This window comes from Amycolatopsis viridis (assembly GCF_011758765.1).
In the GTDB taxonomy this organism is placed as follows: domain Bacteria; phylum Actinomycetota; class Actinomycetes; order Mycobacteriales; family Pseudonocardiaceae; genus Amycolatopsis_E; species Amycolatopsis_E viridis.
Map to the genome: position 1 here is coordinate 4,638,516 of NZ_JAANOU010000001.1, position 17,268 is coordinate 4,655,783.

The 17,268-nt window shown below is 70.6% G+C and carries 16 protein-coding genes and 1 pseudogene; 3 read left to right on the forward strand and 14 right to left on the reverse strand.

Annotated elements, in window-relative coordinates; translation table 11 throughout:
* Window positions 1-4: 4 nt before the first annotated feature.
* From dhaK to nucS, 5 genes are all read right to left on the reverse strand, one after another.
* Window positions 5-1,006: a dihydroxyacetone kinase subunit DhaK gene (dhaK, locus tag FHX46_RS22960; RefSeq protein WP_167118778.1), complete on the reverse strand. Its 1,002-nt coding sequence runs from the start codon at window positions 1,004-1,006 to the stop codon at window positions 5-7.
* Window positions 1,007-1,041: 35 nt separating this feature from the next.
* Entirely contained in the window at window positions 1,042-2,022 is a 981-nt protein-coding gene (locus FHX46_RS22965) for a DUF3558 domain-containing protein (protein ID WP_313886227.1), read from the reverse strand.
* 47 nt (window positions 2,023-2,069) lie between these two features.
* Entirely contained in the window at window positions 2,070-2,342 is a 273-nt protein-coding gene (locus FHX46_RS22970) for a hypothetical protein (RefSeq protein WP_167118781.1), read from the reverse strand.
* Window positions 2,343-2,355: 13 nt separating this feature from the next.
* On the reverse strand, window positions 2,356-4,056 hold the full coding sequence (locus tag FHX46_RS22975) for a sodium:solute symporter family protein (RefSeq protein ID WP_167118784.1): 1,701 nt from the start codon (window positions 4,054-4,056) through the stop codon (window positions 2,356-2,358).
* A 238-nt stretch (window positions 4,057-4,294) separates the two neighbouring features.
* Entirely contained in the window at window positions 4,295-4,954 is a 660-nt protein-coding gene (gene nucS / locus FHX46_RS22980; RefSeq protein WP_167099020.1) for an endonuclease NucS, read from the reverse strand.
* 46 nt (window positions 4,955-5,000) lie between these two features.
* Between nucS and FHX46_RS22985 the strand changes: the two genes are divergently transcribed.
* Window positions 5,001-5,594, forward strand: a complete 594-nt coding sequence (locus tag FHX46_RS22985) for an NUDIX hydrolase (protein ID WP_313886293.1) — start codon at window positions 5,001-5,003, stop codon at window positions 5,592-5,594.
* Between the two features lie 43 nt (window positions 5,595-5,637).
* Here the strand turns inward: FHX46_RS22985 and FHX46_RS22990 are convergent.
* From FHX46_RS22990 to FHX46_RS23020, 7 genes and pseudogenes are all read right to left on the reverse strand, one after another.
* Window positions 5,638-6,636 (reverse strand): annotated as a pseudogene (locus FHX46_RS22990) (MFS transporter); the annotation flags it as partial.
* Between the two features lie 322 nt (window positions 6,637-6,958).
* Window positions 6,959-7,732 carry an enoyl-CoA hydratase-related protein gene (locus FHX46_RS22995; RefSeq protein WP_167118790.1) on the reverse strand — a complete coding sequence of 258 codons (774 nt, stop codon included), beginning with the start codon at window positions 7,730-7,732 and terminating at the stop codon, window positions 6,959-6,961.
* A gap of 63 nt (window positions 7,733-7,795) precedes the next feature.
* The gene (gene ehuA, locus FHX46_RS23000) at window positions 7,796-8,560 is read right to left on the reverse strand and encodes an ectoine/hydroxyectoine ABC transporter ATP-binding protein EhuA (protein WP_167121623.1); all 765 of its coding nucleotides are present in this window, start codon (window positions 8,558-8,560) and stop codon (window positions 7,796-7,798) included.
* A 1-nt stretch (window position 8,561) separates the two neighbouring features.
* Entirely contained in the window at window positions 8,562-9,218 is a 657-nt protein-coding gene (gene ehuD, locus FHX46_RS23005) for an ectoine/hydroxyectoine ABC transporter permease subunit EhuD (protein WP_167118792.1), read from the reverse strand.
* Window positions 9,218-9,925 (reverse strand): ectoine/hydroxyectoine ABC transporter permease subunit EhuC, encoded by a 708-nt coding sequence (ehuC, locus tag FHX46_RS23010; RefSeq protein WP_167118795.1) that lies wholly within the window; start codon window positions 9,923-9,925, stop codon window positions 9,218-9,220. The genes ehuD and ehuC overlap by 1 nt, the downstream gene beginning before the upstream one ends.
* A 22-nt stretch (window positions 9,926-9,947) precedes the next feature.
* Complete coding sequence (gene ehuB, locus FHX46_RS23015) at window positions 9,948-10,841, reverse strand: ectoine/hydroxyectoine ABC transporter substrate-binding protein EhuB (protein ID WP_167118798.1); 894 nt, start codon at window positions 10,839-10,841, stop codon at window positions 9,948-9,950.
* A 154-nt stretch (window positions 10,842-10,995) separates the two neighbouring features.
* The gene (locus FHX46_RS23020) at window positions 10,996-13,017 is read right to left on the reverse strand and encodes a protein meaA (RefSeq protein ID WP_167118801.1); all 2,022 of its coding nucleotides are present in this window, start codon (window positions 13,015-13,017) and stop codon (window positions 10,996-10,998) included.
* Between the two features lie 131 nt (window positions 13,018-13,148).
* Between FHX46_RS23020 and FHX46_RS23025 the strand changes: the two genes are divergently transcribed.
* Window positions 13,149-13,772 carry a LysE family translocator gene (locus FHX46_RS23025; protein WP_167118803.1) on the forward strand — a complete coding sequence of 208 codons (624 nt, stop codon included), beginning with the start codon at window positions 13,149-13,151 and terminating at the stop codon, window positions 13,770-13,772.
* 1 nt (window position 13,773) lies between these two features.
* Here the strand turns inward: FHX46_RS23025 and FHX46_RS23030 are convergent, their stop codons facing one another.
* Together FHX46_RS23030 and murA are read right to left on the reverse strand one after the other, a co-directional pair.
* Window positions 13,774-14,328, reverse strand: coding sequence for a Uma2 family endonuclease (locus FHX46_RS23030; protein ID WP_167118805.1), 555 nt, complete (start codon window positions 14,326-14,328; stop codon window positions 13,774-13,776).
* Window positions 14,329-14,333: 5 nt separating this feature from the next.
* On the reverse strand, window positions 14,334-15,608 hold the full coding sequence (gene murA, locus FHX46_RS23035) for a UDP-N-acetylglucosamine 1-carboxyvinyltransferase (RefSeq protein WP_167118809.1): 1,275 nt from the start codon (window positions 15,606-15,608) through the stop codon (window positions 14,334-14,336).
* A 152-nt stretch (window positions 15,609-15,760) separates the two neighbouring features.
* Here murA and FHX46_RS23040 point away from each other — a divergent pair, with 152 nt between their 5' ends.
* Window positions 15,761-17,266, forward strand: a complete 1,506-nt coding sequence (locus FHX46_RS23040) for a M16 family metallopeptidase (protein ID WP_167118811.1) — start codon at window positions 15,761-15,763, stop codon at window positions 17,264-17,266.
* Window positions 17,267-17,268: the final 2 nt, after the last annotated feature.

Sequence of the window (17,268 nt, forward strand, 5' to 3'; positions counted from 1 at the left end):
GTCTTCATGCCTTCCAGCGCAGTGCGGCGGTGTTCACCGGCGCGTCCCACAGTTCCGTCAGCTCGTCGTCGAGTCTGAGCAGGGTCAGGCTGATGCCCTGCATCTCCAGGCTGGTGATGTACGGCCCCACCAGCCGGCGCTCGACCATGATGCCCCGATCGGCCAGCAGCCGCTCGGCGATCCCGTGCGCGAGGTACAGCTCGACCAGCGGGGTGCCGCCCATCGAGTTGGTGAACAGCAGCACCCGGTCGCCGCGCTCGAACGGCAGGTCGTCGACGATCGCGCCGACCATCCGCCCCACCAGGGCGTCGGCGGGCTCGGCGGGGATGCGCTCCCGGCCCGGCTCGCCGTGGATGCCGATGCCGAACTCGATCTCGTCGGCACCGAGGTCGAAGCTCGGCTCACCGACGTGCGGCACGACGGGAGCGGTGAGCGCGACCCCGATCGAGCGGACCTGGCCGACGATCTTGCGGGCCAGCGCCTCGACCGCGTCCAGCGAGTCGCCGCGTTCGGCCGCCGCGCCCGCGAGTTTCTCCAGCAGCACGGTGCCGCCGACACCGCGGCGCCCGGCCGTGTACGTCGAGTCCGCCACCGCCACGTCGTCGTCGATCACCACGCTGCGCACGTCCAGGTCCTCGGCCGCGGACAGCTCACCCGCGGTCTCGAAGTTCAGCACGTCCCCGGTGTAGTTCTTGACGATCAGCAATGCGCCCGCCTCGCCGGTGGTCGCCGAGATCGCGGCCTGCACGGCGTCGGGGGTGGGCGAGGTGAACACCGCGCCCGGTACGGCCGCGTCGAGCATGCCGGCACCGACGAACCCGCCGTGCAGCGGCTCGTGCCCGGATCCGCCGCCGGAGATGACCGCGACCTTTCCCGCCACGGGCGCGTCGGCGCGGACCACCACGTTCGGGTCCTCCTGGACCCGCAGGATGTCCGCGTGCGCGGCGGCCATCCCGCGCAGCGATTCGGTGACCACGTCCGCCGGATCGTTAATGATCTTCTTCATGCCCGCCTCCTGACTCCGTCGTCGCACTCTTCCTATCAGGCCCTGGGCAGCTTGGGCAGGATCGTGTCGACAATTCGCCGGGCTTTGCCACACGAATCGTCCCCGGCGGCGTCATCGTGGTAATTGTCGTACTCGAATTTGACGACCTCACCCTCGTCGCCGGTCTCCAGATGGGTCCAGGCAATGGTGCACCTGCTGCCAGACCTGGTCTCCTTCTTCTGGTACGCCGTGATGCCACCAGCGAGGGTGATGCGGGAACCGTTCTCGTCCTCGGACGGCTTGACGGTCTGCGAGATCCGCAGCCAGCCGTCGGCGGTGCCGCCGGTCCAGTTGCAGTCGTGCAGGCCGACGGGCTTGGCGGTGGCGCGGCCGAGGACCTCGGTCACCACGGCGGTGTCGGCGAGCGCGCACGGGTCGAGGGACACCGCGGAGTTCGCCGGGCGCCGCTGCTGGGGCGGCCCGGCGTGCACCTTGCGGACAACTTCGCGCAGCACCGTCAGCCCCGCACCGCAGGCGTCGCCGCCGACGTAGGTGACCTGGACGGCGATGCCCAGCCCGGCCACGCTGTCCGTGAGCACCGAGACGATGCACCCCTCGTTCTCCGGCGTGTCCGGGTCGTCCAGGTCATTTTCGACGACGGGCAGACCGTCGACCGCGCCGGCCTGCTGGGACGTCGAGTCGATGAGCTCGCCCATGGTGAGGGACAGCCGGGCTTCCTTCCCGCCGGCGTCGGTCACGTGGATGCCGCACCCGTCCAGGCCCCGGGGATAGAGGCTTTCGGCTACCGGTGCGCCGACGCCGGTGACCGTGTCGCCCTGCAAGATCTGGCACGGGTCGACGGTGCGCAGCGCGTCCAGCCGCACCGCCGGGTCGTCCACCGGCGCCGGGGCCACGCTGCTCTCGGTGACCGTGGTGCGGGGGAAGTTCTGCTTGGCCAGGTCGGGGCCGCACGCGGACACGGTCAGGGCGAGCAGGACCAGCAGCACGAAACGGCGGGGCCGGGCGACACGGAACACGCGATGCACCGTAGCCGCCCGGCCCCGCCGGCTCGTGGGGAACCTGCCTATTCCGCCCCGGTCTCGTCCCCTTCCGTCACCGGGACCCGGATCGGCCGCGTGAGAGCCCAGAGCGCCATCAGGGCGGTGAACACCAGCAGGCCGATGCCGGCCCACAGGTTGATGTTCACACCCGCCGCCTTGCGCAGGTCCGCGTCGTCGGTGAACGCGATGCCCATGACGGTGAGGACCACGCCGTACACGCCGGTCAGCAACGCGATGATCAGCCGGATGTCGAACGCGCCGGCCCGGCGCGTGCGCACGCGGGTTTCGCTAGCCATGTCTGCCAACCTCCTAGAAGGCGATGTTCAGCGCGATCGTGACGACCAGGACGATGCCCGCGAGCAGGCCCGGGTTGCGGTACCAGCCCGCGTCCGCACCGGTGGTGGCGTGCCGGCGCGACTCCTTCGGGGTCAGCGAGTAGACCAGGCCGACGAGTTCAGCGTCCGGGCGCGGCTGCGTCACCGCGGTGATGGCGACGCTGACGACGATGTCGACCACGAAGGCGGCACCGGCACCGATGAAGCTCGCGCCCTGGCCGGGCAGGTCCCACACGCCGGTCTCGGCGAGCAGGAACACCACGATGGCCGACGCGGTGCCGGCCAGCAGACCGATCCACGCGGCCTTCGGCGTCATCCGCTTCCAGAACATGCCCAGGATGAACGTGGCGAACAGCGGCGCGTTGAAGAACGAGAACAGCTGCTGCAGGTAGTCCATCAGGTTGGAGTACTGGGAGGCGATGGCGGCCGTGCCGATGGCCAGGACCGTCGCGCCCGCGGTCACCCAGCGTCCCATGTTCAGGTAGTACGAGTCCGGCTTGTCCTTCTTGATGTAGGTCTGCCAGAGGTCGTAGGTGAACACGGTGTTGAACGAGCTCAGGTTCGCCGCCATGCCGGCCATGAACGAGGCGAGCAGGCCGGCGATCGCGACGCCCAGCACCCCGTTGGGCAGCAGGTCACGCATGAGCAGCAGCAGCGCGTTGTTGAAGGTCGCGCCGCTGGGTGCGGAACCGCCGCCGAGCAGAGCCTGCTTGTTGGCGCCCTGCAGCTCGGTGACCGTGACCGCGGCGATCATGCCCGGGATGATCACGATGAACGGGATCAGCATCTTCGGGAAGGCACCGATGATCGGGGTGCGGCGCGCGGCCGACATGCTCTTCGACGCCATCGCGCGCTGGACCTCGACGAAGTTCGTGGTCCAGTAGCCGAACGACAGCACGAACCCGAGTCCGAACACCAGGCCGAGGACCGACAGGAAGTTGCTGCTGAACCCGGTCAGCTGGTTACCCGGCCAGGAGGTCAGCTGCTCGGCGCCGCCGGGGCTGTTCGTCACCTTGTCGACCAGGCCGCTCCAGCCGCCGACCTTGTAGAGGCCGACGATGGTCAGCGGCACCAGGGCGGCGACGATGACGAAGAACTGGAGCACCTCGTTGTAGATCGCCGCGGACAGGCCGCCGAGCGCGGTGTAGGCGAGCACGATGACCGCGGCGATGACGATCGAGAGCCAGATCGGCCAGCCGAGCAGCAGGTTCACCACGCTGGCCAGCAGGTACAGGTTCGCCCCTGCGATGAGGATCTGCGCCAGGGCGAAGCTGATGCCGTTGGTCAGGTGGGCGCCGGTGCCGAAGCGGCGGCGCATGAACTCCGGCACGCTGCGGACCTTGGAGCCGTAGTAGAACGGCATCATCACGATGCCGAGGAACAGCATCGCGGGGATCGCGCCGATCCAGAAGTAGTGGGCGGTCGGCAGGCCGTACTGCGCACCGTTGGCCGACATCCCCATCACTTCGATGGCGCCGAGGTTGGCGGAGATGAAGGCGAGCCCGGTGACCCACGCCGGCAGCGACCGTCCGGAAAGGAAGAAGTCGATGCTGCTCGACACCTGTTTGCGGGCCAGGTAGCCGATGCCGAGCACCAGCACGAAGTAGAACGCGAGCAACACGTAGTCGATCGCGTGCGCATCAAGTCGCAGGTTCGCTGCGGCTAGGACATGCACCGATGCACCTCCGGGAAGTCCAACATCTCCGAACAAAAATCACCACGATCGAGTGACAAACGCACATTACTACGCGGTAGCCCGGCTGTGCACATCAACAGGCGCGACTTGACCGTGTCGAAATCAAATTCGTGATCACCCAACCCCGCAGCGTTACCAGCCGCAACTCGGAACCCCCGGACGCACGACGGCCCCCGCGCGGCGCGGGTGCGCCGGGCGGGGGCCGCCGGGAGCCGGGTCAGAACAGCCGGAGGTCGTCGGACTCGGTGCCACGCAGGGCGTCGTAGTCCAGCGTGAGGCAGCGGATGCCGCGGTCCTCGGCGAGCGTGCGGGCCTGCGGCTTGATCAGCTGCGCGGCGAACACGCCCTGCACGGGGGCGAGCAGCGGGTCGCGGTTGAGCAGCTCCAGGTACCGGGTGAGCTGTTCCACACCGTCGATCTCGCCACGCCGCTTGATCTCCACCGCCACCGAACCGCCGTCGGCGTCCCGGGCGAGGATGTCCACCGGCCCGATCGCCGTCGGGTACTCCCGGCGGACCAGGGTGTAGCCCTCGCCGAGGGTGGTGATGTGCTCGGCCAGCAGCTCCTGCAGGTGCGCCTCGACACCGTCCTTCTGCAACCCCGGCTCGGCGCCGAGGTCGTGGCTGATCTCGTCGATCCGTTCCGCGATCGTGATGACGAGCTTCTCACCGGCCTTGTTCTGCACGGTCCAGATGTCACCGTCCTCGATCAGCCAGCACGGCGGGCTCATCCAGTTCAGGGGCTTGTAGGCGCGATCGTCGGAGTGCACCGACACCGAGCCGTCCGCCTTGATGAGCAGCAACCGGGTGGCCATGGGGAGGTGGGCCGTCAGCCGGCCGGCGTAGTCCACTTGGCATCGAGCGATCACGAGACGCACCCGGCGAGGGTAGAAGATGCTTCGGCAGACTGGTCGCGTGGATCCCATCGAACGGCTCGGCTCCCGCGAGGTGTACCGCAACAACTGGATGACCGTGCGCGAGGACGACATCCGCCGCCCGGACGGCTCGCACGGCATCTACGGCGTGGTGGACAAGCCCGACTACGCGCTCGTGGTCCCGCTCGACGGCGACCGGCTGCACCTGGTGGAGCAGTACCGGTACCCGCTGGGCCTGCGGCGATGGGAGTTCCCGCAGGGCACCGCGCCGGACCTGGCGGAGCTGGACACGCTCCAACTGGCCGCCCGGGAGCTGCGGGAGGAGACCGGACTGGTCGCCGGATCGCTGATCGATCTCGGCCGGCTCGACGTCGCGCCCGGCATGTCCAGCCAGCGCGGCCGGGTCTACCTCGCCACCGGCCTGATCGAGGGACCGCACGAGCGCGAGCACGAGGAACAGGACATGCGGACCGCCTGGTTCAGCCGCGCCGAGTTCGAGAAGATGATCGAGCGCGGGGAGGTCACTGACGCGCAGTCGATCGCGGCGTACGGGCTCCTGCTGCTGCACGAACGCCGCTCATCGCCAGAGCACCGAGCACCGGGCCGATCGACAGCAGGGCCACCGCGTCGCGCCAGCCCGTGACGTCGGCGAGCGGCGGGAGCAGCTGGATGGTGACCGCGCTGACGACGAACCCGGCGGCGGTCATCGCGGTGAGGGCGGTGCCGACGTAACGGGGATCGGCCACTTCGGACAGCGCCGCGGAGAACTGGGCGGAGTCGGCGATCACGGCCGCGCCCCAGAGGAACAGCAGCGGGACCAGCAGCGGGGTGCCCCAGGCCGCGACGGACAGCACGCCGCATCCGGCGCTGAGCAGCATGGCGCCGATGGTGACCGCGGTGCGTCCGGCGCGGTCGGACAGCAGTCCGCCGAGCAGCGAACCGGCCGCGCCCGCGAGACCGATGACGGCGAACGCGCTGCCGGTCCCGGCGGCCGCGAGGTAGACGGGCAGCCACGCCCACAGCGCGTACAGCTCCCACATGTGTCCGAAGTAGCCGAGGCAGACGAGCCGCTGCGACCGGGCGCGGACCATGCGCAGCAGGTAACGCGGTTCCCAGGGCGGGGCCGGCTGCCAGTCCGGGCCGGGCCGCACGCAGACGACGGCGACGAGGGCGGCGAGGAGCGCGAGCGCCGCGGCGACGTCCAGGACGGCCCGCCAGCTGCCGATACCGGTGAGCAGGCCGGGCAACGCCGAGCCCACGGTCAGCGCGCCGACCAGTACGCCGAGCGCGAGACCACGGGCGAGGCGGAACCAGGACACCACGATCTTCATGCCGACCGGGTAGACGGCGGCGAGCGCGAAGCCGGTCAGGAAGCGCAGTGGAGCGGCGGCGGCCGGACCGGCCAGCGGGAAGGCGGCCGTCGCGGACGCGCCCAGGGCCGCGCCGCCGGCGAGGAGCCGCTGCGGCTCGATGCGGTCGGCGAGGTTGAACGCGGCGGACACGACGGCCCCGGCGGCGAACCCGAGCTGCACGGTGACCGACAGCAGGATCCCCGCCTCCCGGGACAGGCTCCAGTCGACCCGCAACGCCGGCACGACGGTGGAGGCGGAGAACCACAGGCTCATCGCGAGAACCTGCACGACGGCGATGACAGCCAGCTGCGCCCCACGCCGTCGGAAGATCACCCGTCGTGCTTATGGCGGCAACTCGGCGAGGTCAACGCAGCGAGGTGCCGGTCATCCGATCGCGTGGATTCGATCCCACAGCGCGGAACCGCGCCCCCGGGCAGACTGTCCCCACCCGCGGACTGTCCCGGGTGGGGACACCCACGCCTGACGCTCGCGGGCCAACACGACGCCCGGAGCGGCCAACACGCCGACCGGAGCGGCGAACACGCCGACCGGAACGGCCAACACGCCGACCGGAACGGCCAACACGACGCCCGGACCGGCCAACACGACGCCCGGACCGGCGAACACGACGGCGGGGGCGGGGGGAGGTGCGCTGTCAGGCGGGCCACTCCGGCTTGCGCTTCTCCAGGAACGCCGCCATCCCCTCGCGGGCCGCAGGGGTCTGGGAGGCCGCGGCCATGACCTCGACCGCGATCGCGTACGCGTCCGCCTCCGGGCGGTCCAGCTGGGCGTAGAGGGTCTGCTTGCCGAGCGCCTTGCTGGCCCGGCTGCCGCGCGTCGCGCGGGCGAGCAGGTCGGTCACCGCCGAGTCCAGCTCGGCGTCCGGCACCACGCGGTTCACCAGGCCCCACTCCAGCGCCGTCGCCGCGTCCACGACGTCTCCGGTGAGCGCGAGCTCCATCAGCCGCTTGCGCCCGATCGCCCGCGCCACCGGCACCGCCGGCGTGTGGCAGAACCAGCCGCCCTTGCCGCCGGGCAACGCGAAACCCGCCGACTCCGCCGCGACGGCGAGGTCGCACGAGGCGACCAGCTGGCAGCCGGCCGCGGTCGCCAGCCCGTGCACCCGCGCGATGACGACCTGCGGCACCGACTCCATCGTCCGCATCAGGCGCGTGCACAGCGTCAGCAGCCGCCGCACGCCGTCGTGGTCGCGGGCGGCCACGTCACCGAAGTCGTGCCCCGCCGAGAACACCGGCCCCGCCCCGGCGAGGACGATGCCCGTCGCGTCGGTGGCGGCGGTCTCCTCGAACGCGGCCAGCAGCTCGGCCAGGTGGGCCTCCGACAGGGAGTTGCGCCGGGCAGCCCGGTTCATCGTGATCGTGACCGTGGCGTCGTCGCGCTTGACCAGGATGTGCTCGTACTCGGCCATGGTCCGACGCTACCCCGCGCGCCGGCGTCGCGCTTCCCCCTGGCGGCGGACGGGCGGTGCCGCTCAGCCCCGGTCCAGCACCGCGTGCAGGAATTCCCGGGTCCGCTCGTGGTCCGGGTCGGTGAACAGCTTCTCCGGCGGCGCGTCCTCGATGATCTGCCCGTGGTCGAACATCAGCACGCGGTCGGACACGTCCCGCGCGAACTGCATCTCGTGGGTGACGCAGAGGAACGTGATGTCCGTGGTCGAGGCGATCTCCTTGAGCACCTTGAGGACCCCCGCCACCAGCTCGGGGTCCAGGGCGGAGGTCACCTCGTCCAGCAGCAGCACCTCGGGCCGCATCGCGAGCGCCCGGGCGATCGCCACGCGTTGCTGCTGCCCGCCGGAGAGCTGGGACGGGTGGGCGTCCGCCTTGTCGCTCAGCCCGACCATCTCCAGCAGCTCCCGGCCGCGCTGCTCGGCGTCCACGCGCGGCAGCCCGAGCGCCCGGATCGGCGCCTCGGTCACGTTCTGCAGCACCTTCATGTTCGGGAACAGGTTGAACTGCTGGAAGACCATCCCGATCCGCCGGCGCATCCGGCGCTGGTGCTTCTCCCCCGCCGGCACGAACCGGCCGTTCTTCTCCACGTGCGACAGGCATTCCCCGCCGACGTAGATGCGGCCGGCGTTCACCTGCTCCAGCGTCATCAGCAACCGCAGGATCGTGGTCTTGCCCGACCCGCTGGGCCCGATCAGCGTCACGAACTCGCCCGGGCGCACCGTGAAGTTCAGCTCCCGCAACACCACCTGGTCGCCGAACTTCTTGACGACCCCCTCGAACCGGATCATCTCAGAGCTGTCCGACACGGCGTTCCAACCTTCGCACCAGGATCGACGACGGGTAGCTGATCAGCAGGAACAGGATGCCGGCCAGCGTGTACGGCTCGAGCACCTGGAAGGTTTGCGCGCCCTGTTCCTTGGCGCGGTTGAGCACCTCGAGCACGCCGATGCTGAGCAGCAGCGGGGTCTCCTTGAACATCGAGATCATGTAGTTGCCCAGCGCGGGCAGCACGCGCGGCACGGCCTGCGGCAGCACGATCCCGGTCCACACCCGGGCGCGCGGGATGCTCAGCGCGGTCGCGGCCTCCCACTGTCCTTTCGGGACCGCGTCGATGCCGGCCCGGTACACCTCCGCGGTGTAGGTCGCGTAGTGGATGCCGAGCGCGATCACGCCGGTGAGGAACGCCGACGGCGTCACGCCGAGCGCCGGCCAGAGCAGGTAGAAGATGAAGAACACCTGGATCAGCAGCGGAGTCGACCGCACCACCTCGATGAACAGGTACACCAGCTGGCTCAGCACCGGGATCCGCGCGCGCCGGAGCAGGGCGAGCACCAGCCCCAGCACGTAGGCGACCAGCGAGCCGAGCACGGTCAGCTCGACGGTGACCAGCAGTCCCATCAGCAGCAGCGGGATCGATTCGGAGACGTAGTCCCAGTGCCAGGTCATCAGGTGGTCACCCCCACCTTGGCGAACGCCTTGTCCCGCTTGGGCGGCTCCCGCCCGAGCCGTCCGGCGAGCACGCGTTCGGTCAGGCGCATGACCACGGTGATCACGACGGCGATCACCAGGTAGCAGATCAGCTCGACGCCGTAGATCAGCACCAGCTGGCTGCCGTACACCGGCCGCAGCAGCTCGCCCTTCTCGGTGATCTCCCCGGCCGAGATGAAGTACAGCAGCGCCGTGCTCTTCATCAGCTGGATGAAGAGGTTGTTGAACGGCGGCAGCATCTCCACGACGGCCTGCGGCAGGATCACCCGGACCATCCGCTGCGCCGGGCTGAACGACAGCGCGACCGCGCCTTCCCGCTGCGCGGGCGGCACGGACTGCACCGCGCCACGGACGACCTCTGCACCGTAGGCGCCGTGGTTCAGCCCCAGCACGATGATGCCGGCGAACAACGGGACCAGCTTGAACCCGACCAGGGCCGGCAGCACGAAGTACAGCCAGAACAGCTGCACCACCTCGGACGTGCCGCGGAAGCCCTCCACGTACACCCGGCTGACGAACCGCACCGCGCGCGACCGCGAGAGCATCGCGAGCCCGGCGAGGAAGGACAGCACGATGGTCAGCGCGATACCACCGGCCGCCGCGGCCACGGTCGCGCCGAGTCCACTGAGGATGGTGCTGATGATGTTGCCAGTCGAGCCGGACACGACGCGTCCCCGCTCTCGAGCGTCAGGCCGAGCAGAGTTTGTCGGTGGTCAGCCCGGCCTTGGGCAGGTTGCTCTGGTCGAACCCGAACGGCGACGCGATGCGGAGCCATTCCCCGTTGTCGTGCAGCGTTCGCAGTTGCGCGTTGAACGCGTCCCGCAGTGAGGTGTCGTCCTTGCGGAACACGAAACCACCCGCGGTCTGCACCGGCTGCCCGTTCTGCGTGGGCTGGAAGCCCGGGGTCACCTCGACCCCGGCGTTCGGGTTCTGCTTCACCAGCCACTTCAGTGAGATGTCGGTCAGCGCTGCGCAGTAAACGCGCCCGGTGGTCACCGCGCGCAACATGTTGTCCTGCGTGTCCAGGGTTTCGATCTGGTCGTCGGTCACCCCGGCTGCGGTGGCGAAGCCCTTCTCCACCGCAGCCGAGAGCACCGCGAGCTTGACCTTCTTGGCGGCGACGTCGGCGAGCGTGCTGATGCCCTGCGGGTTTCCCTTGGGCACCAGCAGCGCGGTGAGCGCCGAGTAGTCGGGATCGGAGAACAACGCCGCGTTGCAGCGCGCCGGCGTGATGTTCATGCCGGCGGCCACCACGTCGAACTGTTTGGCGTTGAGCGCCGGGATCAGCTGGTCGAACGGTACGACGTTGGCCTGCACCGTGTCGATCCCAATGCCCTTGAACACCGCGCGCGCCACTTCCGGCGCCTCACCCGTGGTGTTTCCGGAGGTGTCGGCGAAACCGTACGGCGCCTCGTTGGCAATGCCGATGCGGATCGTTTTCGCGTTCTTCGCCGATTGGAGCGTGTCACCGCTCCCCGTGCTCTGACAGGCCGCCAACAAGGTCGGCCCCGCGACCGCGGCGGCGCCCAGAACCGCCGATCGCCGGAAGAAGTCCCGTCGCGTCCACTGACCGTGCGTCATCTTCGTCGCACCCCTTGTTCGGTTCGGCCGGTTCACCGAACGTAGGTGCTCCGATCGGAACGGTCAAAAGAAGCAATGAGATCGCCACGTGCTGTTATCGGATAGAGATCAACGTTGGGTGTGGACAAGAGGTACGGACCGTGACAGAAGTGGCTCAGTCCTGGGGCAATTCGTGGCGTTCCCGGATCACCGTGACGATTTCGTCCATGATCCCGGTCAGCTCGTAGTCCTTCGGCGTGAAGACGCGGGCGACGCCGCGTTCGCGGAGCAGCCGGGCGTCCCCGGGCGGGATGATGCCGCCGACGATCACCGGGATGTCCCCGGCGCCGGCGGCGCGGAGCCCGTCGGCCACCTGCGGCACCACCTCGAGGTGCGAACCGGACAGCACCGACAGACCGACGACGTGCACGTCCTCCTGCACCGCGGCCGCCACGATCTGCTCCGGGGTGAGCCGGATGCCCTGGTAGATCACCTCGAACCCGGCGTCCCGGGCGCGCACCGCGACCTGCTCGGCACCGTTGGAGTGGCCGTCCAGCCCGGGCTTGCCGACGAGGATCCGCAGCTTCTCACCCAGCTCTTCGCCGGTCGCCCGCACCCGGTCGCGCACCCGGGACAGCTCGCCCGCGTCCCCGGACATCGCTGCCGCGGACACGCCGGTGGGTGCCCGGTACTCGCCGAACACCTCGCGCAGCGCCCCCGCCCACTCCCCGGTGGTCACGCCGGCCGCCGCGCAGGCGAGGGTGGCCTCGAACAGGTTCGCGGAGGTCTTCGCGACCTCCCGCAGGCGCGTCAGCGACGCGTCGACCACGGCCTGGTCACGCTCGGCACGCCAGCGGGCCAGCGCCGCGACGGCCTGCTCCTCCACCACCGGGTCGACGGTCTCGATCGCCTCGGCGCCCTCGGCCTGCAGCGGGCTCGGCTCGGTGGTGGCGAACCGGTTGACCCCGACGATGACCCGCTCACCGGACTCCACCTCGCGCCGGTACTCGGCAAGGGAGGAGACCAGCTGGGACTTCAGGTATCCGCTCTCCACCGCGGCCACCGCACCACCGAGATCCTGCACCTGCTCAATCTCGGCGCGCGCACCCGCGACGATCTCGTCTACTTTGGACTCGACGACGTGCGATCCGGCGAAGATGTCCTCGTACTCCAGCAGATCCGTCTCGTAGGCGAGCACCTGCTGCATGCGCAGCGCCCACTGCTGGTCCCACGGGCGCGGCAGGCCGAGCGCCTCGTTCCACGCCGGCAACTGGATCGCGCGGGCCCGCGCGTCGCGGGACAGCGCCACACCGAGCATCTCCAGCACGATCCGCTGCACGTTGTTCTCCGGTTGCGCCTCGGTCAGCCCGAGCGAGTTGACCTGGACGCCATAGCGGAGCCGGCGCGCCTTCGGGTCCGTGACGCCGTACCGGTCGCGCGTGATCTCGTCCCACAACCGGGCGAACGCGCGCATCTTGCACATCTCTTCGACGAACCGGGCACCGGCGTTGACGAAGAACGAGATCCGGCCGACCACCCTGGCCATGTCGGCCGGCTCGATCTGACCGGAGTCGCGCACCGCGTCCAGCACGGCGATCGCGGTGGACAACGCGTAGGCGACCTCCTGCGTCGGGGTCGCGCCCGCCTCCTGCAGGTGGTAGCTGCAGATGTTGATCGGGTTCCACTTCGGGACGTGGTGCACCGTCCAGGCGATCACGTCGGTGATCAGCCGCAGGCTCGGCGCGGGCGGGAAGATGTGGGTGCCGCGGGACAGGTACTCCTTGATGATGTCGTTCTGGGTGGTGCCGGTGAGCTGGGCGAGCACCTCGTCCCGGTCGCGGCCCGCCGCGTCGGCCTGCTCCCGCGCGACGGTGACGTAGAGCGCGAGCAGCCACATCGCCGGCGCGTTGATCGTCATCGAGGTGTTCGCCTCGGCCAGCGGGATGCCGTCGAACAGGCGGCGCATGTCGCCCAGGTGCGCGACGGGCACCCCGACCTTGCCGACCTCGCCCCGGGCGAGCGGGTGGTCCGGGTCGTAGCCGGTCTGGGTGGGCAGGTCGAAGGCCACCGACAGGCCGGTCTGCCCCTTGGCGAGGTTGCGGCGGTAGAGCTCGTTGGAGGCTGCGGCCGACGAATGCCCGGCGTAGGTGCGCATGACCCAGGGCCGGTCCCGGTCACGGTCGGTGGGGTAGGGCATTGGTGCACCTCCTGCGGAACGACACCCAGAGCGTACTGGGCGGTAACTTCGCGTGCAGCCCCGCAAGGACGCACGTCACTGGTGCAAAATGACCTGACGTCGCCCGGGGTGCTGGAGTTAGCCTGGCAGACGTGACGTGGAGTCTGTACCTGAGCTACCTGGTGTTCGCGCTGATCATCGCGGCGCTGCCGGGTCCGGACACGATGGTGGTGCTGAAGAACGCCCTGTCCGGCGGTGCGCGGGGCGGGCTGTTCACGTGCGCGGGCATCGCGCTGGGCAACTTCGTGCAGGCCACCGCCGTCGGGCTCGGGCTGGGCACGCTGATCGTGCAGGTGCGGCCGCTGTTCGAGGGCGTGCGCTGGGCCGGTGTGGCGTACCTGTGCTGGCTCGGGTTCCAGGCCCTGCGCGGGGCGCGGCGCGGCGACTACGAGACGCTCGACGCGCTGGAACGCCGCCGGGCGAGCGGCCTGCGCCGGTTCCGCGAGGGTTTCCTGTCGAACATCACCAACCCGAAGGTGATCGCGTTCTACCTGTCCGTGCTGCCGCAGTTCCTCGACCCGGCGACGACCGGGGCCGGCGAGGCGCTGCTGCTGGCCTACACCGTGCTGGTGGTGGGCACCGTGTGGCAGCTGATGCTGCTGGCCGTGGTGCGCCGGGTGAGCGGCTGGCTCAGCCGGCGACGCGTCCGCCGCACCCTGGACGGGCTCACCGGCACCGCGTTGATCGGCTTCGGGATCGGGCTGGCCGTGGAGTGAGTCAGAGCAGGGCGGCCAGGTCGAGCGTGACCGCGAACGGCTCGGCAACGGTCGCCTTGCCGGTGTCCACACCCGCCGGGGCGTAGACCCGCGTGGTCGGGTCGAGGCGGTAGCGGAACAGGGAAACCTCACCCCGGTCCACGCCCTCGACACGCCAGTAGGGCGGAACACCCGCCGCCGCATACTGCACCGGCTTGCCCCTCCGGTCCACGGTCGCGGAATCGCGGGACACCACCTCGGTGATCAGGATGCACCGCTCAGGCGCCGGCGCACCCCCGCGCGACGAACGGTGCACGACGAGATCCGGCCTGCGGTTGAGCAGCGGTCGCTCCCGGAGCCGGAGGTCGACGCGGATGGCGACCTCCCAATCGGGTCCGCAGACCTCCGTCAGCACAGTCGCCAGGCGGCCGAGAACCCGCTCGTGCTCGGAGGGCGGCGCCGGCCGGACGACGACCGCGCCGTCGACGACTTCGAGACACCGGCGCACCTCCTCCGGCAGCGCCTCGTATCCCGCGCGCGACAGTCCCTCCGGCGGCAGCGCCAGCCAGGCCGGCATCGTGCTCAGCAGCGCTCCGCCGCGCCGATCACCCGCTCCACGCGGGCGCCCAGCCGGTTCAGGTTCTCGACGAAGTACGGGTATCCGCGGTCGATGTGGAACACGTCCCAGATCTCGGTGATCCCGTCGGCGCACAGCCCGGCCAGGACCAGGCCCGCGCCGGCGCGGATGTCTGAGGCCCAGACCGGCGCGCTGGACAGCTTGTCGACCCCGCGCACCACGGCGTGGTGGCCGTCGGTGCGGGCGTCGGCGCCCAGGCGGACCATCTCCTCGATGAACCGGAACCGCGCCTCGTACACGTTCTCCGTGATCATCGACGTGCCCTCGGACACCGCGGAGAGCGCGACGGCGAACGGCTGCAGGTCGGTGGCGAACCCCGGGTAGGGCAGCGTGACGAAGTCGACCGACTTGGGCCGGTCGTTCTGCACGACCCGGAACCCGCTGTCGTCGAACGTGGTCACGTCGGCGCCGGCCATCCGCAGCTTCTCCAGCACCAGGTCCAGGTGGTGCGGGTTGACGCCCTTGACGGTCACGTCGCCCCGGGTCATCGCCGCGGCGAACGCCCACGTCGCGCCCACGATCCGGTCGCCGATCACCCGGTGCTCGGTCGGGTGCAGCTCGGACACGCCCTGCACGGTCAGCGTGGAAGTGCCGGCACCCTCGATCCGCGCGCCCATTTGGTTGAGCATCACGCAGATGTCGACGATCTCCGGTTCCCGCGCGGCGTTGTCGATCACCGTGGTGCCCTCGGCCAGCACCGCGGCCATCAGGATGTTCTCGGTCGCCCCGACGCTCGGGAAGTCCAGCCAGATCTGCGCGCCCTTGAGCTCGTCGGCCTTGGCCACCACACAGCCGTGCTCGATGGTGCTGGTCGCGCCGAGCGCACGCAGCCCGTTCTGGTGCATGTCCAGCGGACGCGACCCGATCGCGTCGCCACCGGGCAGCGCGACGACGGCCCGCTTGAGGCGCCCCACCAGCGGCCCGAGCACGCAGACGGAAGCACGCAGCTTGCCCATCGCGGGCGAATCGGCCCGGTGCGACAGCTCGGGCGGGGTCGTGATCTTCGCGGTGTCGCCGTCCAGGACCACCTCGCACCCGACGCTGCGCAGCACGTCCGCCATCAGGGGGACGTCGAGGATCTGCGGGCAGTTGGTGATCGTCGTGGTGCCCTCGGCGAGGAGGGCGGCCGCCATCAGCTTGAGAACGCTGTTCTTGGCCCCGACGACCTCGACCTCGCCCACCAGCCGCGCACCACCGTGCACGTCGAAGTGCTCGCTCATGGCCGCCATCATGCCTGCCGGTTCGGGCACTCGAACGGAGGGGCGGGACATAACGGAGGGCGACGGGGTTCGCACTATCGTGTCTCACACCGTGCTCTTTTCCGGCGATCATGTGCCCGGCTTCGCACCCGACTGGGGGACCCTTGAGCGAAATGTTGACCCCACCGGCGTCTCCGTCGCTGCCCGAGGTGCACCGCACCGAGATCGACGGGGTCCCGGTCTTCTGGACCGGCCAGCCCGGCAGGCTCAGCGCGAGCCTGCTGTTCGGGGTCGGCCTCGCGCACGAGTCGTTCCTCGAGACCGGCGTCACGCACCTCGTCGAGCACCTGGCGATGCGGCGCGTGCGCACCAGCCGCTACGAGAACAACGCCACCACCGGGGTCCTCTGCACCAGCTTCGACGTCAGCAGCGCGCCGGAGACCGTCAGCGGGCACCTGCGGCGCGTGTGCGAGTCGCTGGCCGAGCTGGACACCGGCCCGTTGCGGCTGGAGCGGGGAGTGCTGCTGGCCGAGGAGCGCGGCACCGACGGTCCCGGGGTGACCGCGTGGCTGCCGTCCGCGCTGTGGTTCGGCAACCGGGCGTTCGGGCTGGCCGGCAACGTCCAGCTGGCGGCCGTCACCGCCGGCCCGCAGCAGGTGCGTGAGTGGTGCGCGCGCTGGTTCCACCGCGGCAACGCCGCGCTCGTGCTGTCCGGGCCGCCCCCGGCGGATCTGACACTCCCCCTGCCCGACGGGCCGCCACGGCAGCCGGTCGATGTCCCGCCGTTCGACCTGCCCACGCCCGCCTACACGACCGTCCCCAACGGCGTGGTGGGCTGCGCGCTGGTCGACTGGACCGCGGAGACGGCGTGCGCGGCCGGGGTGCTCATCCACCGCCTCACCGACCGGCTGCGGCACCTCGAGGGCCTGGTCTACGACATCGCGTTCGACCACCAGATGGTCGGCCCGCGCCGGGCGGCGCTCGGGTTCGGCGCCGACGTGCCGGACCGGCACGTCGCGCGGGTGGCCGAGGCGATCCGCACCGAGCTGGCCGAGCTGGGCCGCGGCGGGCCGACGGAGGAGGAGCTGGCCGTGGACCGGGCCGGGCTCGCCGAGGAGATCGCGGACCGCGAGTTCGCGGTGTCCCGGGCGTTCGACGCGGCGATGAGTGAGCTGACGGGGTGGCCCTCGGCCGCCGAGCACCAGCGTCGCGTGCTGGCCGGCCTGGACCCGGCCGCGGTCGCGGCGGCGGCCCGTGACCTGGCCGGGCGGCTGGTGCTGTGCGTCCCGGAGTCGCACGTCCCGCGCGACCTGCCGGAGCTGCCCGGCAGCCCGCTGCCCGCGCCGCCCGGACGCGAGATGAAACGCGCGCTGGTCGGTGCCACGACGCCACGCGGCTACCGGCTCGTGGTGGGTGAGGACGGCCTGGCCACCTACTACGGCCCGAACACCGTGCCGGCGGCCGTCGTGCGGTTCGACGACCTGGCCGGCGCCGGGATCGAGCACACCGACGGGCAGTTGCCGATCCTGCACCTGTTCGGGCGCCACGGCGGGGCGATCAGCGTGCGGCCCGGCGACTGGCGCGGTGGCCGGGCGCTGGTGCGGGAACTGCGGGCCCGGCTCGATCCGGCGGTGTGTTTCGACGTGCCGGAGGCCATGCGGATGTTCGAACAGTCGTAGAG